The sequence below is a fragment of the Kluyvera georgiana genome (genome assembly GCF_050990895.1).
Classification (GTDB): domain Bacteria; phylum Pseudomonadota; class Gammaproteobacteria; order Enterobacterales; family Enterobacteriaceae; genus Kluyvera; species Kluyvera georgiana.
In genome coordinates this window covers 1,878,791-1,900,414 of record NZ_CP158865.1, presented here as the reverse complement: position 1 = coordinate 1,900,414, position 21,624 = coordinate 1,878,791, and the positions used below count along the sequence as shown (strand labels likewise).

Annotated in this window: 25 protein-coding genes; 17 read left to right on the top strand and 8 right to left on the bottom strand. The window is 55.3% G+C overall.

The genetic code is table 11. From position 1 onward, the window contains the following. The first annotated feature begins 146 nt into the window (after nucleotides 1-146). The 14 genes from fliF to rcsA all read left to right on the top strand — a co-directional run bounded on the left by fliF (nucleotide 147) and on the right by rcsA (nucleotide 11,675). Entirely contained in the window at nucleotides 147-1,817 is a 1,671-nt protein-coding gene (gene fliF / locus ABTW00_RS08990) for a flagellar basal-body MS-ring/collar protein FliF (RefSeq protein WP_433640273.1), read from the top strand. Further along, entirely contained in the window at nucleotides 1,810-2,805 is a 996-nt protein-coding gene (fliG, locus tag ABTW00_RS08985) for a flagellar motor switch protein FliG (RefSeq protein ID WP_064544539.1), read from the top strand. The genes fliF and fliG overlap by 8 nt, the downstream gene beginning before the upstream one ends. Next, on the top strand, nucleotides 2,798-3,496 hold the full coding sequence (gene fliH, locus ABTW00_RS08980) for a flagellar assembly protein FliH (protein ID WP_433640271.1): 699 nt from the start codon (nucleotides 2,798-2,800) through the stop codon (nucleotides 3,494-3,496). Before fliG ends, fliH begins: the two co-directional genes overlap by 8 nt. Next, the gene (gene fliI, locus ABTW00_RS08975; protein ID WP_271447387.1) at nucleotides 3,496-4,866 is read left to right on the top strand and encodes a flagellar protein export ATPase FliI; all 1,371 of its coding nucleotides are present in this window, start codon (nucleotides 3,496-3,498) and stop codon (nucleotides 4,864-4,866) included. Before fliH ends, fliI begins: the two co-directional genes overlap by 1 nt. 21 nt (nucleotides 4,867-4,887) lie before the next feature. Further along, a complete protein-coding gene (gene fliJ / locus ABTW00_RS08970; protein ID WP_064544537.1) occupies nucleotides 4,888-5,331 on the top strand; it encodes a flagellar export protein FliJ in 444 nt (147 codons plus the stop codon). Beyond that, complete coding sequence (locus ABTW00_RS08965) at nucleotides 5,328-6,527, top strand: flagellar hook-length control protein FliK (RefSeq protein WP_433640268.1); 1,200 nt, start codon at nucleotides 5,328-5,330, stop codon at nucleotides 6,525-6,527. Before fliJ ends, ABTW00_RS08965 begins: the two co-directional genes overlap by 4 nt. Before the next feature lie 104 nt (nucleotides 6,528-6,631). Next, nucleotides 6,632-7,099 (top strand): flagellar basal body-associated protein FliL, encoded by a 468-nt coding sequence (gene fliL / locus ABTW00_RS08960; protein ID WP_065357806.1) that lies wholly within the window; start codon nucleotides 6,632-6,634, stop codon nucleotides 7,097-7,099. 4 nt (nucleotides 7,100-7,103) lie between these two features. Further along, complete coding sequence (gene fliM / locus ABTW00_RS08955) at nucleotides 7,104-8,108, top strand: flagellar motor switch protein FliM (protein ID WP_433640266.1); 1,005 nt, start codon at nucleotides 7,104-7,106, stop codon at nucleotides 8,106-8,108. After that, nucleotides 8,105-8,518: a flagellar motor switch protein FliN gene (fliN, locus tag ABTW00_RS08950; protein ID WP_064544530.1), complete on the top strand. Its 414-nt coding sequence runs from the start codon at nucleotides 8,105-8,107 to the stop codon at nucleotides 8,516-8,518. The genes fliM and fliN overlap by 4 nt, the downstream gene beginning before the upstream one ends. A 100-nt stretch (nucleotides 8,519-8,618) precedes the next feature. Next, nucleotides 8,619-8,957, top strand: coding sequence for a flagellar biosynthetic protein FliO (gene fliO, locus ABTW00_RS08945; protein ID WP_064544582.1), 339 nt, complete (start codon nucleotides 8,619-8,621; stop codon nucleotides 8,955-8,957). Continuing rightward, nucleotides 8,957-9,694 carry a flagellar type III secretion system pore protein FliP gene (gene fliP / locus ABTW00_RS08940; RefSeq protein WP_064544528.1) on the top strand — a complete coding sequence of 246 codons (738 nt, stop codon included), beginning with the start codon at nucleotides 8,957-8,959 and terminating at the stop codon, nucleotides 9,692-9,694. The genes fliO and fliP overlap by 1 nt, the downstream gene beginning before the upstream one ends. A gap of 9 nt (nucleotides 9,695-9,703) precedes the next feature. Next, nucleotides 9,704-9,973: a flagellar biosynthesis protein FliQ gene (fliQ, locus tag ABTW00_RS08935; RefSeq protein ID WP_035896987.1), complete on the top strand. Its 270-nt coding sequence runs from the start codon at nucleotides 9,704-9,706 to the stop codon at nucleotides 9,971-9,973. Between the two features lie 5 nt (nucleotides 9,974-9,978). Beyond that, the gene (gene fliR / locus ABTW00_RS08930; RefSeq protein ID WP_064544526.1) at nucleotides 9,979-10,773 is read left to right on the top strand and encodes a flagellar biosynthetic protein FliR; all 795 of its coding nucleotides are present in this window, start codon (nucleotides 9,979-9,981) and stop codon (nucleotides 10,771-10,773) included. Between the two features lie 278 nt (nucleotides 10,774-11,051). Then, the gene (gene rcsA, locus ABTW00_RS08925) at nucleotides 11,052-11,675 is read left to right on the top strand and encodes a transcriptional regulator RcsA (protein WP_064544525.1); all 624 of its coding nucleotides are present in this window, start codon (nucleotides 11,052-11,054) and stop codon (nucleotides 11,673-11,675) included. A gap of 48 nt (nucleotides 11,676-11,723) precedes the next feature. Here the strand turns inward: rcsA and dsrB are convergent, their stop codons facing one another. Continuing rightward, the gene (gene dsrB, locus ABTW00_RS08920; protein ID WP_064544524.1) at nucleotides 11,724-11,915 is read right to left on the bottom strand and encodes a protein DsrB; all 192 of its coding nucleotides are present in this window, start codon (nucleotides 11,913-11,915) and stop codon (nucleotides 11,724-11,726) included. A 172-nt stretch (nucleotides 11,916-12,087) separates the two neighbouring features. On the opposite strand from dsrB, the gene ABTW00_RS08915 reads away from it, so the two are divergent. Then, a complete protein-coding gene (locus ABTW00_RS08915; RefSeq protein ID WP_433640261.1) occupies nucleotides 12,088-12,294 on the top strand; it encodes a YodD family protein in 207 nt (68 codons plus the stop codon). 316 nt (nucleotides 12,295-12,610) lie between these two features. On the opposite strand, the gene dgcQ is transcribed toward ABTW00_RS08915, so the two are convergent. The 3 genes from dgcQ to ABTW00_RS08900 form a co-directional block, all read right to left on the bottom strand. Beyond that, complete coding sequence (gene dgcQ, locus ABTW00_RS08910) at nucleotides 12,611-14,305, bottom strand: cellulose biosynthesis regulator diguanylate cyclase DgcQ (protein WP_433640981.1); 1,695 nt, start codon at nucleotides 14,303-14,305, stop codon at nucleotides 12,611-12,613. Between the two features lie 154 nt (nucleotides 14,306-14,459). Continuing rightward, on the bottom strand, nucleotides 14,460-14,642 hold the full coding sequence (locus ABTW00_RS08905) for a YodC family protein (protein ID WP_065357802.1): 183 nt from the start codon (nucleotides 14,640-14,642) through the stop codon (nucleotides 14,460-14,462). Between the two features lie 77 nt (nucleotides 14,643-14,719). Next, complete coding sequence (locus tag ABTW00_RS08900) at nucleotides 14,720-15,637, bottom strand: DUF808 family protein (protein WP_433640979.1); 918 nt, start codon at nucleotides 15,635-15,637, stop codon at nucleotides 14,720-14,722. A gap of 169 nt (nucleotides 15,638-15,806) precedes the next feature. Between ABTW00_RS08900 and yedA the strand changes: the two genes are divergently transcribed. Next, complete coding sequence (gene yedA, locus ABTW00_RS08895) at nucleotides 15,807-16,733, top strand: drug/metabolite exporter YedA (protein WP_433640259.1); 927 nt, start codon at nucleotides 15,807-15,809, stop codon at nucleotides 16,731-16,733. Here the strand turns inward: yedA and ABTW00_RS08890 are convergent. From ABTW00_RS08890 to drpB, 4 genes are read right to left on the bottom strand one after another with little or no spacing between them, the layout of a single operon-like run. Continuing rightward, on the bottom strand, nucleotides 16,693-17,187 hold the full coding sequence (locus ABTW00_RS08890; RefSeq protein ID WP_064544508.1) for a very short patch repair endonuclease: 495 nt from the start codon (nucleotides 17,185-17,187) through the stop codon (nucleotides 16,693-16,695). The two genes, yedA and ABTW00_RS08890, sit on opposite strands and share 41 nt — an antisense overlap. After that, complete coding sequence (locus tag ABTW00_RS08885) at nucleotides 17,168-18,589, bottom strand: DNA cytosine methyltransferase (protein ID WP_433640256.1); 1,422 nt, start codon at nucleotides 18,587-18,589, stop codon at nucleotides 17,168-17,170. Before ABTW00_RS08885 ends, ABTW00_RS08890 begins: the two co-directional genes overlap by 20 nt. Before the next feature lie 54 nt (nucleotides 18,590-18,643). After that, nucleotides 18,644-19,351 (bottom strand): phosphohydrolase, encoded by a 708-nt coding sequence (locus ABTW00_RS08880; RefSeq protein ID WP_064544506.1) that lies wholly within the window; start codon nucleotides 19,349-19,351, stop codon nucleotides 18,644-18,646. Between the two features lie 44 nt (nucleotides 19,352-19,395). Further along, a complete protein-coding gene (drpB, locus tag ABTW00_RS08875; RefSeq protein WP_433640254.1) occupies nucleotides 19,396-19,677 on the bottom strand; it encodes a cell division protein DrpB in 282 nt (93 codons plus the stop codon). Between the two features lie 724 nt (nucleotides 19,678-20,401). Between drpB and ompC the strand changes: the two genes are divergently transcribed. Next, entirely contained in the window at nucleotides 20,402-21,589 is a 1,188-nt protein-coding gene (ompC, locus tag ABTW00_RS08870; protein ID WP_433640252.1) for a porin OmpC, read from the top strand. The last annotated feature ends 35 nt before the right edge of the window (nucleotides 21,590-21,624 follow it).

Sequence of the window (21,624 nt, the reverse complement as noted above, 5' to 3'; positions counted from 1 at the left end):
AGCACTATAAAAACGGGTTATTTGGCCCATCGAATTTCCCGAAGCATCAAATAATGGCATCGCTGTCTTTATGTGTTTTGCGCCAGGGAGTCTGCTTTGTTTTCGTTTACGTTTAACGCCATTGATCAGGAACGACGAGGTGCGCAATGAGCGCGAGTGCTACGGCTACGCCACAAAATAAAACTGTAGAATGGGTCAATCGCCTGCGCGCTAATCCAAAAATTCCACTGATGGTGGCCGGTGCCGCTGCGGTGGCTATTCTCGTGGCGATGGTGCTGTGGGCCAAATCCCCGGACTATCGCACGTTGTTCAGCAACCTGTCCGATCAGGACGGGGGGGCCATCGTGACCCAGCTGACCCAGATGAACGTCCCCTATCGCTTCGCCGATAACGGCGGCGCGCTGGAAGTCCCCGCCGACAAAGTGCATGAACTGCGCCTGCGTTTGGCCCAGCTCGGCCTGCCGAAAGGCGGAGCGGTAGGCTTTGAGCTGCTCGATCAGGAAAAATTCGGTATCAGCCAGTTCAGCGAGCAGGTGAACTACCAGCGCGCGCTGGAAGGTGAACTGTCTCGTACCATCGAAACCCTCGGTCCGGTCAAAAGCGCCCGCGTGCACTTGGCGATGCCAAAACCTTCGCTGTTCGTACGCGAGCAGAAATCCCCCTCGGCCTCCATTACGGTCAATCTCGAACCGGGACGCGCGCTTGATGAAGGACAAATCTCCGCGGTGGTCCATCTGGTCTCCAGCGCCGTCGCGGGTTTACCGTCGGGCAACGTCACCGTGGTCGATCAGGGCGGCCATCTGCTGACCCAGTCCAATACCAGCGCTCGCGACCTGAACGACGCGCAGCTGAAATACACCGCCGACGTTGAAGGCCGCGTTCAGCGCCGTATTGAAGCGATACTTGGGCCGATCGTCGGTAACGGTAACGTGCATGCGCAGGTCACCGCGCAGGTGAACTTCGATAATAAAGAGCAAACCGACGAACAGTATCGTCCGAATGGCGATCCTAACCAGGCCGCCATTCGTTCGCGTCAGGTTAGCGAAAACGACCAGGTCGGTAGCCCGTATCCGGGCGGTGTTCCGGGCGCGCTGTCTAACACCCCAGCCCCGGCACCGTCGGCGCCGATTGCCAACCCACCGGCAAATCAGGCCAACGCGCAGAACGCCAATACCCGCACGGCCACCACCACCGGTCCGCGCAATACCCAGCGTAGCGAAACCAGCAACTTCGAGCTCGATCGCACCATTTCGCACACCAAAAAGAACGTTGGCGACGTTCAGCGTCTGTCTGTCGCCGTGGTGGTCAACTATCGCAATCTGCCAGACGGTAAACCGCTGCCGCTGACCAGCGATCAGATGAAACAGATTGAAGATTTAACCCGCGAGGCGATGGGCTTCTCCAGCCAGCGTGGCGATACCCTGAACGTGGTCAACTCACCGTTTAACAGCAGCGATGACAGCGGCGGCGAACTGCCGTTCTGGAAACAACAGTCGTTTATCGAGCAGCTGATGTCCGCCGGTCGCTGGCTGCTGGTGCTGATTGTCGCCTGGCTGCTGTGGCGTAAAGCGATTAAGCCGCAGCTTGCCCGCCGCGAACAGGTCGCCCTGGCTGAGGTGGAGAAAGCGAAAGCACAGCAGGAAATTCAGGAAGCCGTTGAGGTTCGCCTCAGCAAAGATGAACAGACCCAGCAACGCCGTGCTAACCAGCGCCTGAGCGCCGAGGTGATGAGCCAGCGTATTCGCGAGATGTCTGATAACGATCCGCGCGTCGTGGCGCTGGTCATTCGCCAATGGATGAATAACGACCATGAGTAATCTTACCGGAATCGACAAAAGCGTCATTTTGCTGATGACGATTGGCGAAGATCGCGCCGCCGAGGTGTTTAAACACCTCAGCACCCGTGAAGTGCAGCAGCTCAGTACCGCCATGGCGGGTATCAAGCAGATTTCGAATAAACAGCTGACCGACGTGCTGGCCGAGTTTGAGCAAGAGGCCGAGCAGTTCGCGGCGCTGAGCGTTAACGCCAATGAATATCTGCGTTCGGTACTGATTAAAGCGCTGGGTGAAGAGCGAGCTTCCAGCCTGCTGGAGGACATTCTCGAAACCCGCGAAACCACCAGCGGGATCGAAACGCTCAACTTTATGGAGCCGCAGAGCGCCGCCGATATTATCCGCGACGAGCATCCGCAGATCATCGCCACCATACTGGTCCACCTCAAACGCGGCCAGGCCGCCGATATTCTGGCGCTGTTCGACGAACGTCTGCGTCACGACGTCATGCTGCGTATCGCCACCTTTGGCGGCGTGCAGCCGGCGGCGCTGGCGGAACTGACTGAGGTGCTGAACGGCCTGCTCGACGGCCAGAACCTCAAGCGCAGCAAAATGGGCGGCGTGAGAACGGCGGCAGAAATTATCAACCTGATGAAAACGCAGCAGGAAGAAGCGGTTATTACCGCGGTACGCGAATTCGACGGCGAGCTGGCGCAGAAAATTATCGACGAAATGTTCCTGTTCGAAAACCTGGTCGAGGTCGACGATCGCAGCATCCAGCGCCTGCTGCAGGAAGTGGACTCCGAATCGCTGCTCATTGCCCTCAAAGGCTCCGAGCCGCCGCTGCGCGAGAAGTTCCTGCGCAATATGTCCCAGCGTGCAGCCGACATTCTGCGCGACGACCTGGCCAACCGCGGCCCGGTACGTTTGTCGCAGGTCGAGAACGAACAGAAAGCCATTCTGCTTATTGTGCGTCGTCTGGCCGAAACCGGCGAGATGGTGATTGGCAGCGGAGACGACACCTATGTCTGATACCACGCCGTGGAAAGTCTGGCAGCCTGACGATCTCTCGCCGCCGATGGAGGTGGAGTTTACTCCCCTCACCCTCGACGAACCCGACGCCGAGCAGGAGGAAATTTCTGCCGAGCAGCTGCAACAACAGCAGCTGGCTCAGCTGCAGATCCAGGCACATGAACAGGGGTATCAGGCCGGGCTGCGTGAAGGCCACGCCGCCGGTCAACAACAGGGCTATCAGGAAGGGCTGGCGCAGGGGCTCGAACAGGGTCTGGCACAGGCCAAACAGGATCAGGCCCCTATCCATGCCCGAATGCAGCAGTTGGCGAGCGAATTTCAGCACACCCTGGATACCCTCGACAGCGTGATCGCCTCACGTCTGATGCAGATGGCGCTGGAAGCGGCGCGACAGATTGTCGGCCAGATGCCGGTGGTCGATAACACCGCGCTGATTAAACAGATTCAATCCCTGCTGCAGCAAGAACCGCTGTTCAGCGGCAAGCCGCAGCTGCGGGTTAGCCCGGAAGATTTGCCGCGCGTCGAGGAGATGCTGGGCGCCACGCTGAACCTTCACGGCTGGCGACTGCGCGGCGACCCAACGCTGCACCCCGGCGGCTGTAAAGTTTCCGCCGATGAGGGCGATCTCGATGCCAGCGTGGCAACGCGCTGGCAGGAACTGTGCCGCCTGGCGGCACCGGGAGCCTGCTGATGACCGTGCGTCTAACCCGCTGGCTGAACACGCTCGACAACTTTGAAGCCCGCATTGCCCAGCTTCCCGCCGTGCGCCGCTATGGCCGCCTGACCCGCGCTACCGGCCTGGTGCTGGAAGCCACCGGTCTGCAGCTACCGCTCGGTGCAACCTGCATTATTGAGCGTCAACAGGGTACTGAGATGCAGGAAGTGGAAGCCGAAGTGGTCGGCTTCAACGGTCAGCGCCTGTTTTTAATGCCGCTCGAAGAGGTTGAAGGCATTTTACCCGGCGCACGGGTTTATGCCCGCAGCAGCATCGGAGACGGATTGCAAAGCGGCAAACAGCTCCCGCTTGGCCCGGCGCTGCTCGGCCGCGTGCTCGACGGCAGCGGCAAACCGCTCGACGGCCTGCCCGCGCCGGATACTACCGAAACCGGCGCGCTGATCACTCCGCCCTTCAACCCGCTCCAGCGCACGCCGATTGAACACGTGCTGGATACCGGCGTGCGGCCCATTAATGCCCTGCTGACCGTTGGCCGCGGCCAGCGTATGGGGTTGTTCGCCGGTTCCGGCGTCGGTAAAAGCGTGCTGCTCGGCATGATGGCGCGCTACACCCGCGCCGATGTCATCGTCGTCGGCCTTATCGGCGAGCGCGGTCGCGAGGTGAAAGATTTTATCGAGAACATTCTCGGCACCGAAGGCCGGGCGCGTTCCGTAGTGATTGCCGCGCCCGCCGACGTCTCTCCCCTGCTGCGCATGCAGGGGGCGGCCTACGCGACCCGCGTGGCGGAAGACTTCCGCGATCGCGGCCAGCATGTGCTGCTGATCATGGACTCACTGACCCGCTACGCAATGGCGCAGCGCGAAATTGCCCTGGCGATAGGCGAACCGCCGGCCACCAAAGGCTACCCGCCTTCGGTCTTTGCCAAGCTGCCCGCGCTGGTTGAACGCGCCGGGAACGGCATCAGCGGCGGCGGCTCGATCACCGCGTTTTATACTGTGTTAACCGAGGGCGACGATCAGCAGGATCCGATCGCCGACTCCGCGCGCGCCATTCTCGATGGCCATATCGTCCTGTCGCGACGGCTGGCCGAGGCCGGTCACTACCCGGCAATTGATATTGAAGCCTCCATCAGCCGCGCGATGACCGCGCTGATTAGCGAGCAACACTACGCGCGAGTGCGCAATTTTAAACAGCTGCTCTCCAGTTTTCAGCGTAACCGCGACCTGATTAGCGTCGGCGCGTACGCCAAAGGTAGCGATCCGATGCTGGACAAAGCCATCACGCTCTGGCCGCACCTGGAAGCATTTTTACAGCAAGGCATTCTTGAAAAAGCAGACTGGGAATCATCAATCCAGGCGCTGGAATTGATTTTCCCAACGTCATAGTGAAGCAAGAGGATCACCAATATGGCGCAGCACGGTGCATTAGCAACGCTCAAAGAACTGGCAGAAACCGATGTCGATAACGCCGCCCTGGTGTTGGGCGAGATGCGACGCGGCTGCCAGCAGGCGGAAGAACAACTCAAAATGTTGATGGACTATCAGCTTGAATACCAGAACAGCCTGAATAATGACATGACGCAGGGGATTGCGAGCCTGCGCTGGCAAAACTACCAGCAGTTCATTCAGACGCTGGAGAAAGCGATTGACCAGCACCGTCAACAGCTTATCCAGTGGAACAACAAAGTCGAACAGGCGCTGAACTTCTGGCGTGAGAAAAAACAGCGTTTGCAGGCATGGCAAACGTTACAAGACCGGCAGGCCTCTGCGGAGCTGCTGGCGGAAAACCGTCTGGATCAGAAGAAGATGGATGAATTTGCCCAGCGTGCAACCATGAGGAAACCAGAATGATCACTCTGCCTAACCTGGCCATCAGCGATACAAGCCTCGCGACGGCCGATACCGCAGCCAAAACCGCAGGCGGCGCCGAGGATTTTCTGGCTCTGCTGGCCGGCGCATTAACCCAAACCGCCGAGGGAGCAAGCGCGGGCAAAACCGCGTTGTTGTCTGGCGAGGAGGCGGCATCGTTACGCGATGCCAAAGTTAAAGGTCAATCCATCACCGAATGGCTGGTACAGCAAGAAGCCACGCGCTCCACCGTTGAACTGGGTGAAGCGGCGGATATCACCGAGCAAAGCGACGCGCAAACGCTGCTCAGTTCGCTGGCGGCACACCTCAAAGGCGAGCTGTCGTCGGGTAAAGATAAGGTCAGCGGCAAAGAGCGTGACGCCGACGAGGATAAACTGAGCGACGACGAACTGAGCAGCCTGAATGCGTTGATGGCCATGCTGCCCGCACCGTTGCAGCCCTTGCAGAACGCCGCGCATTCAACCACGGGCGCCGCCAGCGATACGCTGAACGCGTTAAGCACGCCGCTCAAACGTGGCGATGCGAAAGCCGAGAGTTTTATCGATGTGAAAGGCACTCCGGCGTCACAGCCGCATACCGATGCCCGGGCGCTGTCGGCCGACGCCGCTTTCGCGATCCCCGCGCAAAAGGCCGAAATGGAGAGCACGCCAAGCCCGACCGCGCCAACGGCAACGTTGTCAGCGATGTCCCCGCAGAGCAGCAGTTCACTGGCCGCCCCGGCGGCCGTCAGCGCCAACGTTCATGCCCAGCTTGGTACTCCGGACTGGCAGCAGAACGTCAGCCAGCACATCACGCTGTTTACCCGTCAGGGTCAGCAAACTGCCGAACTGCGCCTGCACCCAGAGTCGTTAGGCCAGGTACACATTACGCTGAAGGTGGAAGATAACCTCGCGCAGATCCAGATGGCCTCGCCGCACAGCCACGTGCGCGCTGCACTGGAAGCCGCCCTGCCGGTGCTACGCAGCCAGCTGGAAGATAACGGTATTCAGTTGGGGCAGAGCAACATCAGCAGCGATGGCTTTGCGGGTCAGCATCAGCAGCCCTCTTCCCAGCAGTCTTTCGCCTCGCGCGCTGATGCCAATGCAGGCGATGCGCAAGACGATGGCGAAGTACTGGCCGTCCCTGCCGCCCTGCACGCCGCCTCTCGCGGCGATAACGCGGTAGATATCTTCGCTTAAACGCCAGAGGTAACACGATTATTCCCGTCTTTTCCACGCTTTGACCGGCGCGGGAGGCGGGATAATCATTGGATAAGCAGTAGTAAAAAGGAAGACCGCATCAGATGACTGACACCGCTATCAATAAAAAGAGCAAACGCTCGCTCTGGATCCCACTTTTGGTGCTGGTAACGCTCGCCGCCTGCGCCACAGCAGGTTACAGCTACTGGCGCATTGAGCATCAGAACGCCCCCGCCGCGCCGAAAGAAGCGCCGCCGCCGGCCGCACCGGTCTTTTTCCCGTTGGATACCTTCACCGTCAACCTGGGCGATGCCGATCGCGTGCTGTACGTGGGCATCACGCTGCGCATGAAGACCGAAGCTGATCGCGCCCGTCTGAACGACTATCTGCCGGAAGTACGCAGCCGCATGCTGCTGCTACTGTCGCGTCAGGACGCGACGAAACTGGCAACGGATGACGGGAAAAAACAGCTCGCCAACGATATTAAAGAGACGCTGAGCGCGCCGTTAATTGCCGGTCAGCCGAAACAGAACGTTACCGACGTTCTGTACACTGCCTTTATTCTGCGATAGAGCCATGGGCGACAGTATTCTTTCTCAGGCCGAAATCGATGCGCTGTTAAACGGCGACAGCGACAAATCGAGTGAACCGCTGGCGGGCGCCACGGGCGAAGATGATATTCGCCCCTACGACCCCAATACCCAGCGCCGCGTCGTCCGTGAGCGACTGCAGGCGCTGGAGATTATTAACGAGCGTTTCGCCCGTCACTTCCGTATGGGGTTGTTTAACCTGCTGCGCCGTAGTCCGGACATTACCGTGGGGGCGATACGCATTCAGCCTTACCACGAGTTTGCCCGTAACCTGCCGGTGCCAACCAACCTCAACCTGATTCACCTTAAGCCGCTGCGCGGTACCGGCCTGGTGGTGTTCTCGCCAAGCCTGGTGTTCATCGCGGTGGACAACCTGTTCGGCGGCGACGGTCGTTTTCCTACCAAAGTGGAAGGCCGTGAATTCACCCACACCGAGCAGCGAGTGATCAACCGTATGCTCAAGCTGGCGCTGGAAGGCTATAGCGATGCCTGGAAAGCGATTAACCCGCTGGAGGTGGAGTACGTCCGTTCGGAGATGCAGGTCAAATTCACCAACATCACCACCTCACCAAACGATATCGTGGTGAACACGCCATTCCACGTGGAAATCGGCAACCTGACCGGCGAATTTAACATTTGCCTACCGTTCAGCATGATTGAACCGCTGCGCGAACTGCTGGTCAACCCGCCGCTGGAAAACTCCCGCCACGAGGACCAAAACTGGCGCGAAAACCTGGTACGTCAGGTGCAGCACTCGGAGCTGAAGCTGGTGGCGAACTTCGCCGATATCTCGCTGCGTTTGTCACAAATACTCAAACTTAAACCCGGTGACGTTCTGCCGATTGACAAGCCAGACCGCATTATTGCCCACGTTGACGGCGTACCGGTGTTAACCAGCCAGTACGGTACCGTGAACGGCCAGTATGCGCTGCGCGTAGAACATTTGATCAACCCGATTTTGAATTCGCTGAACGAGGAACAGCCCAAATGAGTGATATGAATACTCCACCCGATGACAACAGCGGATCCGTGGACGATCTGTGGGCTGAAGCGCTGAACGAGCAAAAATCCACCTCCGGAAAAAGCGCCGCGGATGCGGTCTTCCAACAGCTCGGCGGCGGCGACGTCAGCGGTACGTTGCAGGATATCGATCTGATCATGGATATCCCGGTCAAGCTGACCGTGGAACTGGGCCGTACGCGCATGACCATCAAAGAGCTGCTGCGCCTGACGCAGGGTTCGGTGGTGGCGCTTGACGGTCTGGCGGGCGAGCCGCTGGATATTCTGATTAACGGCTATCTGATCGCGCAAGGTGAAGTAGTGGTGGTTGCCGATAAATACGGCGTTCGCATTACCGACATCATTACGCCATCGGAACGTATGCGCCGTCTGAGCCGCTGATATGAGCGCAACCCACTCCGCGCCCGTTGTGACGCCGTCGCACGCCGCACCGGCCAACCATACCACCACGCCGGTGACGGTGGCGCACGCCAACGAACCGATGACTTCGCCGCTGATTCAGGTAAGCGGCGCGCTGCTCGGCATTATCGTGCTGATTCTGGCCGCCGCGTGGATCGTTAAACGCGTTCTGCCCGGTACGGTTCAGGGCCGCACCAACAGCGGTCTGAAGGTGAGCGCCAGCGCCTCGTTAGGGGCGCGCGAACGAGTGGTGATTGTGAACGTCGAGGATGCGCGGCTGGTGCTGGGCGTAACGGCCCAGCAGGTCACGCTGCTCCATACCCTCCCGCCAGCGCCGCCGGAAAACCAGCCGCCGCAGGCTAACGCGCCGGAATTTGCTTCACTGATGAAAAACATGCTTAAGCGTCCCGGGAGATCCTGATGCGCCGTATTTATTCCCTCGCGCTGGGCGGGTTGTTATTGCTCTCGCCTTCCGCCTTTGCTCAGCTTCCGGGTTTAATCAGCCAGCCGCTGGCCAACGGCGGGCAGAGCTGGTCGCTGCCGATACAGACGCTGGTGTTTATCACCTCGCTGACCTTTATCCCGGCGATTTTACTGATGATGACCAGCTTTACCCGCATCATCATTGTCTTTGGCCTGCTGCGCAGCGCGCTGGGAACGCCGTCCGCACCGCCTAACCAAGTGCTGCTGGGGCTGGCGCTGTTTCTCACCTTTTTCATCATGTCGCCGGTCATTGATAAGGTTTATACCGACGCCTATCAGCCGTTTAGCGAAGATAAAATCACCATGCAGGAGGCGTTGGATAAAGGCGCACAGCCGCTGCGTGAGTTTATGCTGCGCCAGACGCGTGAGGCCGATCTGGCGCTGTTCGCCCGGCTGGCCAACAGCACGCCAATTCAAGGCCCGGAAGCCGTGCCGATGCGCATTCTGCTGCCCGCCTACGTCACCAGCGAGCTGAAAACCGCTTTTCAGATTGGCTTCACGATTTTCATTCCGTTTTTGATTATCGATCTGGTCATTGCCAGCGTGTTGATGGCGCTGGGGATGATGATGGTACCGCCTGCAACCATTGCCCTGCCCTTTAAGCTGATGCTGTTTGTATTGGTCGACGGCTGGCAGTTACTGGTCGGTTCACTGGCGCAAAGTTTTTACAGTTAAGGAGTACCCATGACCCCTGAATCCGTCATGATGATGGGCACCGAGGCGATGAAAGTGGCGCTGGCGCTGGCCGCCCCGCTGCTTTTAGTCTCGCTGGTCACCGGTCTGATTATCAGTATTCTGCAAGCGGCCACGCAGATTAACGAAATGACGCTCTCGTTCATTCCAAAAATCATTGCCGTTTTTATCGCTATCATCGTCGCCGGGCCGTGGATGCTGAATCTGCTGCTTGATTACGTACGCACCTTGTTCAACAACCTGCCCTACATCATCGGTTAAGCATTATGCTTCACATGACCAGCGACCAGTGGGTTTCATGGCTCGGGCTCTACTTCTGGCCGCTGCTTCGCGTGCTGGCGCTGATCGCCACCGCCCCCATTCTCAGCGAACGTTCTGTGCCTAAACGGGTGAAAGTGGGGTTGGGGATTATCATTACCTTCGTGATTGCGCCCTCGCTGCCGCCGGTCGATGTCCCGCTCTTTTCCGCTAACGCGCTGTGGCTGGCGCTCCAGCAGATTCTCATTGGCATCGCGCTGGGCTTTACGATGCAGTTTGCCTTTGCCGCCATACGAACCTGTGGCGAGATTATTGGCCTACAGATGGGTCTGTCATTTGCCACCTTTGTCGATCCGGGCAGTAACCTCAATATGCCGATACTGGCGCGCATTCTGGATATGTTAGCCATGTTGCTGTTCCTGGTCTTCAACGGGCATCTGTGGCTGATTTCACTGCTGGTCGATACTTTCCACACGCTGCCTATCGGCGGTGAACCCATTAACAGCAATGCGTTTCTCGCGCTCACCCGAGCGGGAGGCATGATTTTTCTCAACGGACTCATGCTCGCACTGCCGATCATTACCCTGCTGCTGACGGTGAACCTCGCACTCGGGATGCTTAACCGTATGACTCCGCAGCTGTCGGTGTTTGTCATCGGCTTCCCCATCACGCTTACCGTCGGCATTCTGCTAATGGCGGCGTTAATGCCATTAGTGGCCCCCTTCTGTGAACACTTATTTAGCGAAATATTTGATCTATTAGCCGATATTATCAGTGAGTTACCACGTATAAATTCTCCATAGTACCCTCCCGGTTATTATGAGGAAATTCCTAAAGTAAATTTGCAAAAACATCTACCAGCATATCGCTGGCGCGGGTTATTTGTTTTTACGTCTTTCACATAACCTAACATTTACTTTACTTTGAGATGATTCCTGGCAAATTATACGTAACTTTACGGGATAGTTGATGCCGCCTGATCGTCTTCATTCTCAATTTTTTATTTTCATTAGGTTCGCTGCGACGATGAAGTTCGAGGGTAATGGGTTAATTATCGTTACGCATTGAGTGAGGGTATGCCATGTCAACGATTATTATGGATCTATGCAGTTATACGCGGCTAGGGTTAACCGGATACCTGGCCAGTCGTGGAGTGAAGAAACGAGATATTGACAATGTTGAGAGCGTAGAAGCACTTACTGAAGTTTGCGCGGCTCGCCGTCCATCTGTCGTGTTTATTAATGAGGACTGCTTCATCCACGATGTGCAGAGTAGCTTGCATATCAAGCAGATCATTAATCAACATCCCAGGACTTTGTTCATTGTTTTTATGGCCATTGCCAATATTCATTTTGACGAATACCTGATGGTGCGGAGTAATCTGCTAATAAGTTCCAAATCGATAAAACCGGAAACCCTGGATAGCATTCTGGGGAATTATCTGAAAAAAGAAAAATCAGATGTAAAGCAGACTAATATGTCTACTCTGTCATTAAGCCGGACAGAATCAAGTATGTTGAAAATGTGGATGTCGGGACAGGGAACGATTCAGATTTCCGATCAGATGAATATTAAAGCAAAAACTGTATCGTCACATAAGGGTAATATTAAGAAGAAAATAAAAACGCATAACAAACAGGTTATCTATCATGTTGTGCGCCTGGCAGAAAATGTCACCTCGGGCATTTTCGTCAATATGCGCTAGGATATCCAGGCAGGGAAACTGGCGGTAGCCCTACCGCCAGGTGCTCGATTACGATTCGCTTTTTTCAACAAATATCCCATCAGGATGGCCCACTTCGTTGAAAAACCATATCCCCAACGGATAATCTTCCAGCGCGACCAGATACATGGTCCCTTCATTGAACTGTTCAATGGCCAGCACCACACCGGAGCGACGCGGCCCCCCATCGGTTTTGACCGTCACACGATCGTTAACTTGCATAAACGTCTCTCCTGATTGGTTTTTCCCAGTGTAGAACAAAATGGTCGTGCTGACAGCGGCTCCGCAAACCAACTGACTAAATATCCACCAATGTAAAAAAGCGAACAAAAAATGAGCAGCATCGTACAACGAATGTATAATTATACAGGGAACGGTAAAAAGGGTATCTGTGATGAAATCTGCGATCGATCCTCGCCAGATCAACGTCGATGCGCTACTGGCGGCCATCAACGAAATCAGCGAAAGTGAAATCCACCGTTCGTCGAACGATCCACACCACGTGAGCGTCGACGGTCGTGAATACCATACCTGGCGTGAACTGGCGGAAGCCTTCGAGCTGGATGTACACGACTTCAGCGTGACCGAAGTGACGCGCTGACGGCAAAAAAATCCCGACACATCTGCGTCGGGATCAACCTTGCCGAAGCAAGAAGCATTGAAATATTCGTTACATCAGGAAACCTGACGTGGGTGAAACATTATCGTTGTTTATGTGGAATGACAAGAATTATTCACCTAGTAAATATATATGACCTCTCAGTCATTCGTCGTTTCTTGTTTTAATAACATCGAGATAAATCATATAGATGGCGATTTCAGATAACCTGGATTATTGTTAATTTTTTGAGATTATTCTTATTACTATACTTATCCATAAGCTAAATTTATGATTTTCGCTTCTACAGCTACGTCAATCAGCCTTCAGCACACACCCGGTTACGGCCGCCCTGTTTCGCCTGATACAGGCGACGGTCGGCGATTGACTGAAGATGTTGGAAATCGTAGCGCTGCAGCTCTTCGCTACTGCACACGCCTAACGAGGCGCTCACCCGCAGCGTTTGATTGCGGCTGATGAGAATTTCCCGACTATAGATGCTCTCACGAATACGCTCAGCAATCACCAGAGCCTGTTCCAGCGACGTTTCCGGCAGCACGATACAAAATTCTTCACCGCCAACGCGCCCGGCGATATCCGACTTCCGAACTTTATTGAGGATCACCCGGCCAATATGAATCAGTACCCGGTCTCCGGCCTGATGACCATATTGATCGTTAATGCGCTTGAAGTGGTCCAGATCCAACTGAATCACCGACAACGGTGCGCCCAATTGCTGGCTGGCAGCAAGCGCTTTACCGGCTCGCTCAAACAGCGCCGCACGGTTATACAGGCGGGTCAGCATATCGTGCCAGGCTCGCCACTCTAAGGAATCCTGCAGCGACGACATATTGCGTACCATGCGGCGGATGACGGCCCAGGAGATAAGCAGCATGGAGGTAAACAGTATCCACAGCAGGGTTAGCGCGATACTGATGCTGCCAAAGTCGCCGCGGATCCCTTCCTCCAGGCTATGAATACGCAACAGCACACCGTCGAAATTGCGCAACTTTTCCCAGCTGATGTAGCGGGAAAGCTGGCGAACGCTGCCCTCGTTATCGTGCTCGTAGGCATACGCCAGCTGTGCCTGGATCTCTTGCGAAAGCTGCGTGCGCTTTTGCGGATTCTCTTCGGATGAGGCAATCAGGTTCATCCGCCGATCGTAGAGCTGATATTCCCCCTCCGCTTCCCCTTCAACAGACTGCATCAGGAATTGGGTCATCTCATTAACTGATAGCTGGATGGCCAACACGCCGAACCAGTATTGGTCGTAATCGAGAGGCGCAGAAGCGGTCACCATCTGCGCCACCGGCACTTTATCGCGACTGAAGGTGGTGTTCCATTTCACGCCGCGATTCGGGTTATCCCGCTGTGACTGCTGGATAAACCACGGGCTGGTGGCCAATTTGTAATAGTACTCGGTGATGCTGTTGCCCTGATCCTGTTCGGTGCTGAGATAGAATCCGGCGCGCGAAACGTACAGCATATGAGTATCAAAACGGGAGAGATGCTGACGCGTAATGGCAGAGAGGCGCAGCAGATAGCCAAGCTCAATGGTTGCCATGAACTCGTTGCCGAGCAGAGCATTATCGCGCGACAAGAGATTGGTATGTTCGACAAAATCGTCCGAGACGCCGTTTAACGGCAACGTGCGGTTGTTGTTTAGCGAGATCCGCCAGTCGGCAAGCGCACGCTTGCGCTCAAACTCCTGCTCAGCGGTGCGCAGAACTTCAAAGGCCAGTGGAACCTGCAGCGCCGACTCCATACCATTGCGAAAAAACAGCAAGCGGTCAGTATTGAACTGCAACTGCGCGTCCATGTCGTTGGCGACGTTTTTCAGGTTATTGCGCTGGCTGGAGATGTACGCATCCTCCAGCACAATGGTTTCGCGCCAGGTCAACAACGTGGAGAAAAACAGCACCACCAGAAAGCAGATATTGACGACACGTTCGGGGCTAACCCGACGCGTGAGGCGCGCCCACCATCCTGACGAAGCCGCCGTGCTGGCAGTCATGGGACGCACATAGGCCTCCTGACACTCGCAGACCCATCCCACATCCCATTATTGCGCTGCTGAGAATTCATACTGCTCCATTACACATCGCTACGACAAAGAACCCAATAACAACGGTTCTAAAACGCCCGGCAATTGCCGGGCGTAAACACGGTTATAATGCCTTTTCCTGCTGGCGTGTAGGGCCGGGAATCAGCTCATCTTCGCGGAATGCTTCCCGTTTGACGCCGAAACCATCATACCAACGACACTCCACCATACCGCTAGCATATCCCGTTACCACCATCCGCGGCCCACCGTTTTTGGGCCGAACTTCATCACTGACCAAAAAGACCATTACTGCCTCCGGTATCAGGGTGAAACTGTTTCACCTTAGCCTATCCACGGCCCCTTTGCGTAGCGGAATTGGATTATTTACGCCGGCTTTTTACGCAGGCTGGCGATGAGATTCACCCCCGCCAGCACCACGGCGCCAATCATAAAACCCAGCACCAGGTTTGCCAGCGTCGGCAGCACCATGGCTAGCCATGCCGCCTGCTGCCCGGCAAAGCCTTCGATAGCATGGTGCAACGGCGCCACGCCGTGAACCACAATACCGCCGCCCACCAAAAACATCGCCAGCGTCCCCACCACCGAGAGCGTTTTCATCAGCCAAGGCGCGACCACCAGCAACCCTTTACCGAGTCCCTGAGCCAGCACGCTGCGCTTCTCCGCCAGCCAGTAGCCCATATCATCCAGTTTGACGATCACCCCAACAAGACCGTAGACCCCCGCGGTCACCAGCAAGGCGATGCCGGATAAAATCAGCACCTGGTTGAGCAACGGCGCTTGCGCCACAATACCCAGCGTGATGGCCACAATTTCCGCCGACAGAATAAAGTCGGTACGAATGGCGCCTTTGACTTTATCGCGCTCGTAGACAGCCGGATCCTGCTGGGCAATGGCCTCCAGACGCTGCTGACGAGCGGCATCATCCCCCTTATGCTTACGCGCCTGCAGGGTATGCAGCACCTTCTCCACGCCTTCAAAGCACAGATAGGCCCCGCCAATCATCAGTAGCGGCGTGACCGCCCAGGGAATAAAAGCGCTGATCAGTAGCGCCAACGGAACCAGAATCACCTTGTTAAGCAGCGACCCCTTTGCCACGCTCCATACCACCGGCAATTCGCGGTTGGCGCGCACGCCCGACACCTGCTGTGCGTTCAGCGATAAATCATCACCCAGCACGCCGGCGGTTTTTTTGGCCGCCAGTTTGCCCATCATCGAGATATCGTCCAGTAAGGTTGCGATATCATCTAATAAGGTTAATAAACTACTTCCCGCCACAAGCAACATCCTTCCTTTTGTTATTGATAACAAAGTATGAAGCAAAAAAGCGCAGGGCGTAAGAGATACATATTTATAACATAAGAATAACATCAACCCCTTAATTAAAGCACTCGCCAGCGAACTCGTTTTGGCGTTTACTATCAGCCTGCTTGCTATTATGCCGTGAGGAAGTATGCGTATTAAACAACTGTTACCGCTGGTCGGCGCGCTGTTCGCGCTGTATATCATCTGGGGGTCGACCTATTTTGCCATTAGCATTGGCGTGGCGAGCTGGCCCCCGCTGACGATGGCGGGCGTGCGCTTCCTGTCGGCGGGCGTGCTACTGATGATGTATCTGCTGGCGACCGGGCATCGCCTGCCGCCACGCGGACCGCTGCTCAACGCGGCGCTGATTGGTGTTTTGCTACTCGCGGTGGGTAATGGCATGGTGACGGTGGCGGAACATCAGCACGTGCCTTCAGGCATTGCCGCCGTGATGGTGGCCACCGTGCCGCTGTTTACGCTGTGCTTTAGCCGCTTTTTCGGCATCGCCACCCGTAAGCTGGAATGGCTGGGGATCGCCATCGGTCTGGCCGGCATCGTGCTGTTGAACAGCGGCGGCAACCTTAGCGGCAACCCGTGGGGTGCGCTGCTGATTCTGATTGGTTCTCTGAGCTGGGCGTTTGGTTCGGTGTACGGCTCGCGTATCACGCTGCCGACCGGCATGATGGCGGGCGCGATCGAAATGTTAGCCGCCGGTATTGTGCTGATGCTGGCCTCGTTGCTGAGCGGTGAACGCCTGACGACGTTACCGGATCTCCACGGTTTCCTGGCGGTGGGCTATCTGGCGATTTTCGGTTCTATCATCGCCATCAATGCCTATATGTATCTGATTCGAAACGTCACCCCCGCCGTGGCAACCAGCTACGCTTACGTCAATCCGGTGGTCGCCGTTCTGTTAGGTACCGGTTTTAACGGCGAGCATCTCTCTGCGACCGAGTGGCTGGCGCTGGCGATTATCATTGCGGCAGTGGTGCTGGTGACGTTAGGCAAATATCTGTTCCCGGCGAAAGCGACGGCTACTCCCTGCCCGACGAAGAAAGCAGGTTTAGATTCGTGATCCCCTGAATCCCGATCTGCGCGCTGCCTTCGCCGCCGCAGATCCACTCCTCCAGCCGTTCGCACAGCGCGCTATCGCTTAGCTTCGCTCGTCCGCGTAGCGCGCACTCCCACACCACCAATACCCGCCAGCCCTGTTCGACCAGCAGGCCGATATCTCGTCGATCGCGAGTGACATTAGCGCCAATTTTCGCCAGCCAGAACTCGGTTCGCGTGGCCGGCACCTTAAATAAATAGCAATCATGCTGATGCCAGAAACAGCCGTGAGTAAAAATGACGCAGCGATAGTCATCGAGCGTGAAATCAGGCCGGCCCGGCAGACGCGTATCCTGAGCCTGCCAGCGTAAACCCAGCTGTTCGAGCAAGGACGCCATCCTTTTTTCAATGGCGGTATTGTGCGTACCGATAGCACGCATATTTTTGCTGCGCGTGGCTTTATCGTGAACGTCCGCCATCCTGCTTCTCCGCATCCCGCTTTTGTACGGCTTGCAAAATACGCGACTCCAGCAGCCTGGCCACGGCGGCAAATACCGGCACAATCACCGAGTTACCAAACTGGCGATAGGCCTGCGTATCCGAGACCGGAATGCGAAAGCGGTAGCCCTGCGGCGATTCAAAGCCCATCAGCCGCGCGCACTCACGCGGTGTCAGGCGGCGCGGCCGGCGTAGCTGATTCTGTGGATCGTCGAAATGTTTTTCGCCCAGTGCGCGATCCCAGCCGCGATCGATAAGGATCTCCGCACCGTCTTTGTAATAGCGTGCCGACAAGGTACGCGCCACGCTGGTGGCTCGCGTGGGATCAACCAGCCCATAGCCAAAGCCGTTGCCTTTTTCCTGATGCTTGCGCGCATAGCGATAGAGGTACTTCCACAGCACCGGCGTCAGGATAAATTTGGCATCGACGTTGGGCTCCAGCAATTCGCCAAAGGTTGGGCGACGCGCGGGATAAAGCGCGGGAATATCGCGCAGAGTGAAGCCCTCATGCAGGCCTAAATCCCGACGGAAACCAACCAGCACGATGCGCTCGCGGTGCTGCGGTAAGAAGTGCTGACCGTCGATAATCTTCGGGTCATCGGCCCCCATATCCGCAGCATCGGCAACTTCATAGCCCAGCTCGTCCAGGGTTTGCATGATAATGCGGAAGGTTTTCCCGCCATCGTGACTTTTCAGATTCTTGACGTTCTCCAGCACAAAGATGGGTGGCCTGCGTGCGTCAATAATTCGCACCACGTCAAAAAACAGCGTGCCTTGCGTATCACAGGCAAACCCATGCGCGCGGCCCAGGGCATTTTTTTTCGATACCCCGGCAAGCGAAAACGGCTGGCAGGGAAAGCCCGCGAGCAGAACATCGTGCTGCGGAATGCATTGGCGAATATGCGCCTGCGCCTCGGCGTCGCTGACCTCGGTGCGCCCACTCAGCGTGACATCGCGGATGTCGGCGTTGAACCGGTGTTCATGCGGATCGCAGTACCAGTTCGCCTTGTAGGTGCGCACCGCATGTTTGTTCCACTCGCTGGTAAACACGCACTGGCCGCCAATCGCTTCAAAGCCGTTGCGAATACCGCCGATACCGGCAAAAAGATCGACAAAGCGAAAGGCATAATTCGGATGATGGGCTGGCGGCTTCGGCAGCAACCCGGCAAGATGCGCCTGCTCGTTTTCGCTGAGTCGGGTACTGGCGCGCCCCAGGGCGACGACACGTTTAACAATAGCCGGGCTCCAGTGCTGTTCCCCCACGGCAACCAGCTCGGCGACAACGGTCTTAAGATCGTAAATCTCCAGGATATGCTCCAGCAGCGCCTGAGCGTCCGGCTCGTCGGGTAACGCTACCTCGTTTGATAAGACTCGTTGTTGCATAAATTCGACCAGATACAGAAAAGGAAAAAGAAAGCGCAAATAAAAGTGAGATTATCATAGTTTGCTGGATTCTTGTGGCGCGAATCGCCGCAGTACATCCTCATCCAGCGACAGCCGATCGCCCGCCAGTTCGGCACTCAGCTTTGCCATAAATTGCACCAAAAAATCAGCATTCTGTTGCGCTATTTCCCGCCCCTTCTCGGTTTGCATCGTCGCAGGCAGGCGCAGCAGCTTGGTCTGAAAATGGTCCAGCGCGTAGGCTTTATCATCTAACGTCCGGCGTTCGGCGAAGGGATCGTCGGCATCGAACAGCGCCGTATTCATCGAACCCGAGACGGCAAACACGCGCGCCAGCCCGATAGCGCCCAGCGCCTCTAGCCGGTCGGCATCTTGCACGATACGGGCTTCTGCCGTTTCTGGAGGAATGCGCGCGCTAAAACTGTGTGCCGCTATCGCATGGGCAACGGCATCGTAACGTTCAGGTGGAAAATGAGGAAAATCACGCTGGAGGATTTCCAGGGTTTGCTGCGCCGCCAGCTGCGAAGAACGCGCGCGATCGGGATGGTTCTTTGGCAGACTGACCAAATCGTGAAAATAGCTGGCCAGCAGGATGACGAGTAAATCGACCGACTGCCCTTCCGCTATCTGTCGCGCGGTGCGCCAGACGCGGCGGAAATGGGCGATATCATGCGACGCATCGCCGCTATATTCATGTGTTTCAAACCAGAACTCAACGTCCTGCTGCCACGCGTTTAAATCCATTTTATTATTGCCTGAGTGAGTATTAGCCCCTCAGCATAGCAATATTAGAAGCGTTCTTCCCGCTCTGCCTGACGAGGGCGCGTATACCAGGCTATCCCGCCGAGCAGCCCACCGACAACGCTCAAGACCAGAAAACCCAGCAGTGCGCCAAGCCACTTACCGCTGGTCGAACCGATTTCACCGTCAATCGTCGCCCCCGGAATGGTCTGTACATCGCTGATGACCCATATGTAATGGCCCATCGCCCAGACAAAGTAGCCACAAAACGCGTAAAAGACCCACAGCGCCAACTTGCCTCCTGGGCCGCGGTCCATTCTTTCTTCCATAAAAACACTCTCATCACACAAATCATTCAAACGGCCGCCACGGTAATGATGTGACGCAAATCACATTATAACAATTAAAGCGGTACGAGGAAGCTTTCAGTACGGCCTGTAGGCCACGAAGTGTCGGTGACTTGATCTCTGGCAAGTTTGTCGCGGTGCCCATTTTTTGTGCCACGAAGCACCTCGCTAAGCCGCAGACCCAGCGGTTTCTTTACTGATGAGTTTTAATACCGCGTCTTATTCCCCGCTTAAATTAACACTCACTTATATACAAAATAGTATTTCCTTTCATCAAGACATTCTTTTCCTCTATATTTATAAATATAAAAATACCCTTTATTTTTCATTTTATCCGTGTCATTATCATCGCCGTTATTAGTCTTTTGTTATGCATCAAGATTTTTTATTTATGACCTTCCCGACTGTATGCCAGTGCAGTCGGGATTTTTTTGTTTTCTTCACCTCAAACTAACCATTCAACTAATTTATAAATACACCACAAAACAATTAAAAATAACATAATGCAATGAATTTCATGAATTTTTATAATACAAGTTGTTTAATTATATTTATTCTACTATATCTGAAATCTTTTGAAATATTTAATATAATTTTATTACATTTATATCGTGATGAAAATTGAACTCCCACTATATTATCCAAATGCGTAACACCGGAGGTGTTTCTATATATTCACATGCGTTATCATGCAAAGGAAAATATAATGAAAATGAAAGCACTGGCTCTGCTGATTCCTGCTTTATTTATAGCAGGCGCGGTAAATGCGGCGGAAATGTATAATAAAGATGGAAATAAAGTAGACCTGTACGGCAAGGTCGATGCTCGTCATACCTTCTCCGACAACGCGGGTGATGACGGCGATGAAACCTACGTGCAAATCGGTTTCAAAGGCGAAACCCAGATTACTAACGACCTGACGGGCTACGGCCAGTGGGAATACAAAACCTACGCTAACGATACCGAAGGCGCTGGCGACAAATCCTTTAACCGCCTGGCGTTTGCTGGCTTGAAATTTTCCAACTACGGTTCCTTCGATTATGGCCGTAACTACGGTTCAGTGTACGACATTGAAGGCTGGACCGATATGCTGCCGGTATTTGGCGGTGATTCTTACACCTGGACCGACAACTTTATGGTTGGCCGTGCTAACGGTGTCGCAACCTATCGTAACAGTGATTTCTTTGGTCTGGTCGAAGGCTGGAACTTTGCCCTGCAGTATCAGGGTGCGAATGAAAGCGGTTCAAATAACCAGGAAGGGACCAAAAATGGTCACAACAACGTCCGCTTCCAGAACGGTGACGGTTACAGCATGTCCACCACATTTGACTTCGCCGATGTGGTTCCGGAATTAGAGGGATTAACCATCGGGGCAGCCTATGCCACTTCCGATCGTACCAACGATCAGGTGGCTTATGCGGGTATTGAGAATCGCTACGGTAGCGGTAAGAACGGCAGCGTAAGCGCCGGTGGCGATAAAGCTGACGTCTGGACCGTCGGCGCAAAATATGATGCTAATAACATCTATCTGGCGATGATGTATGCGGAAACCCGCAACATGACGCCGTTTGGCGACGCTGGTATTGCTAACAAAACGCAGAACTTCGAAGTGACCGCGCAGTATCAGTTCGACTTTGGTCTGCGTCCGTCCCTGGCGTGGGTCTATTCCCACGGCGTTGACGTTGGCGTTCATACCAACAGCCATGGTTCTTACCTGACCGACCAGGATCTGGTGAACTACATCGATCTGGGTGCAACTTACGCCTTCAACAAGAACTTCTCTAGCTACGTTGACTACAAAATCAACCTGCTGGATGAAGATTCCCGCTTCTATAGCGCAAACGGCATCTCTACCGATAATATCGTTGGCGTCGGCATGATCTATCAGTTCTAAACTGTCAGCGATAAAACAAAGCCCGCATCACACGC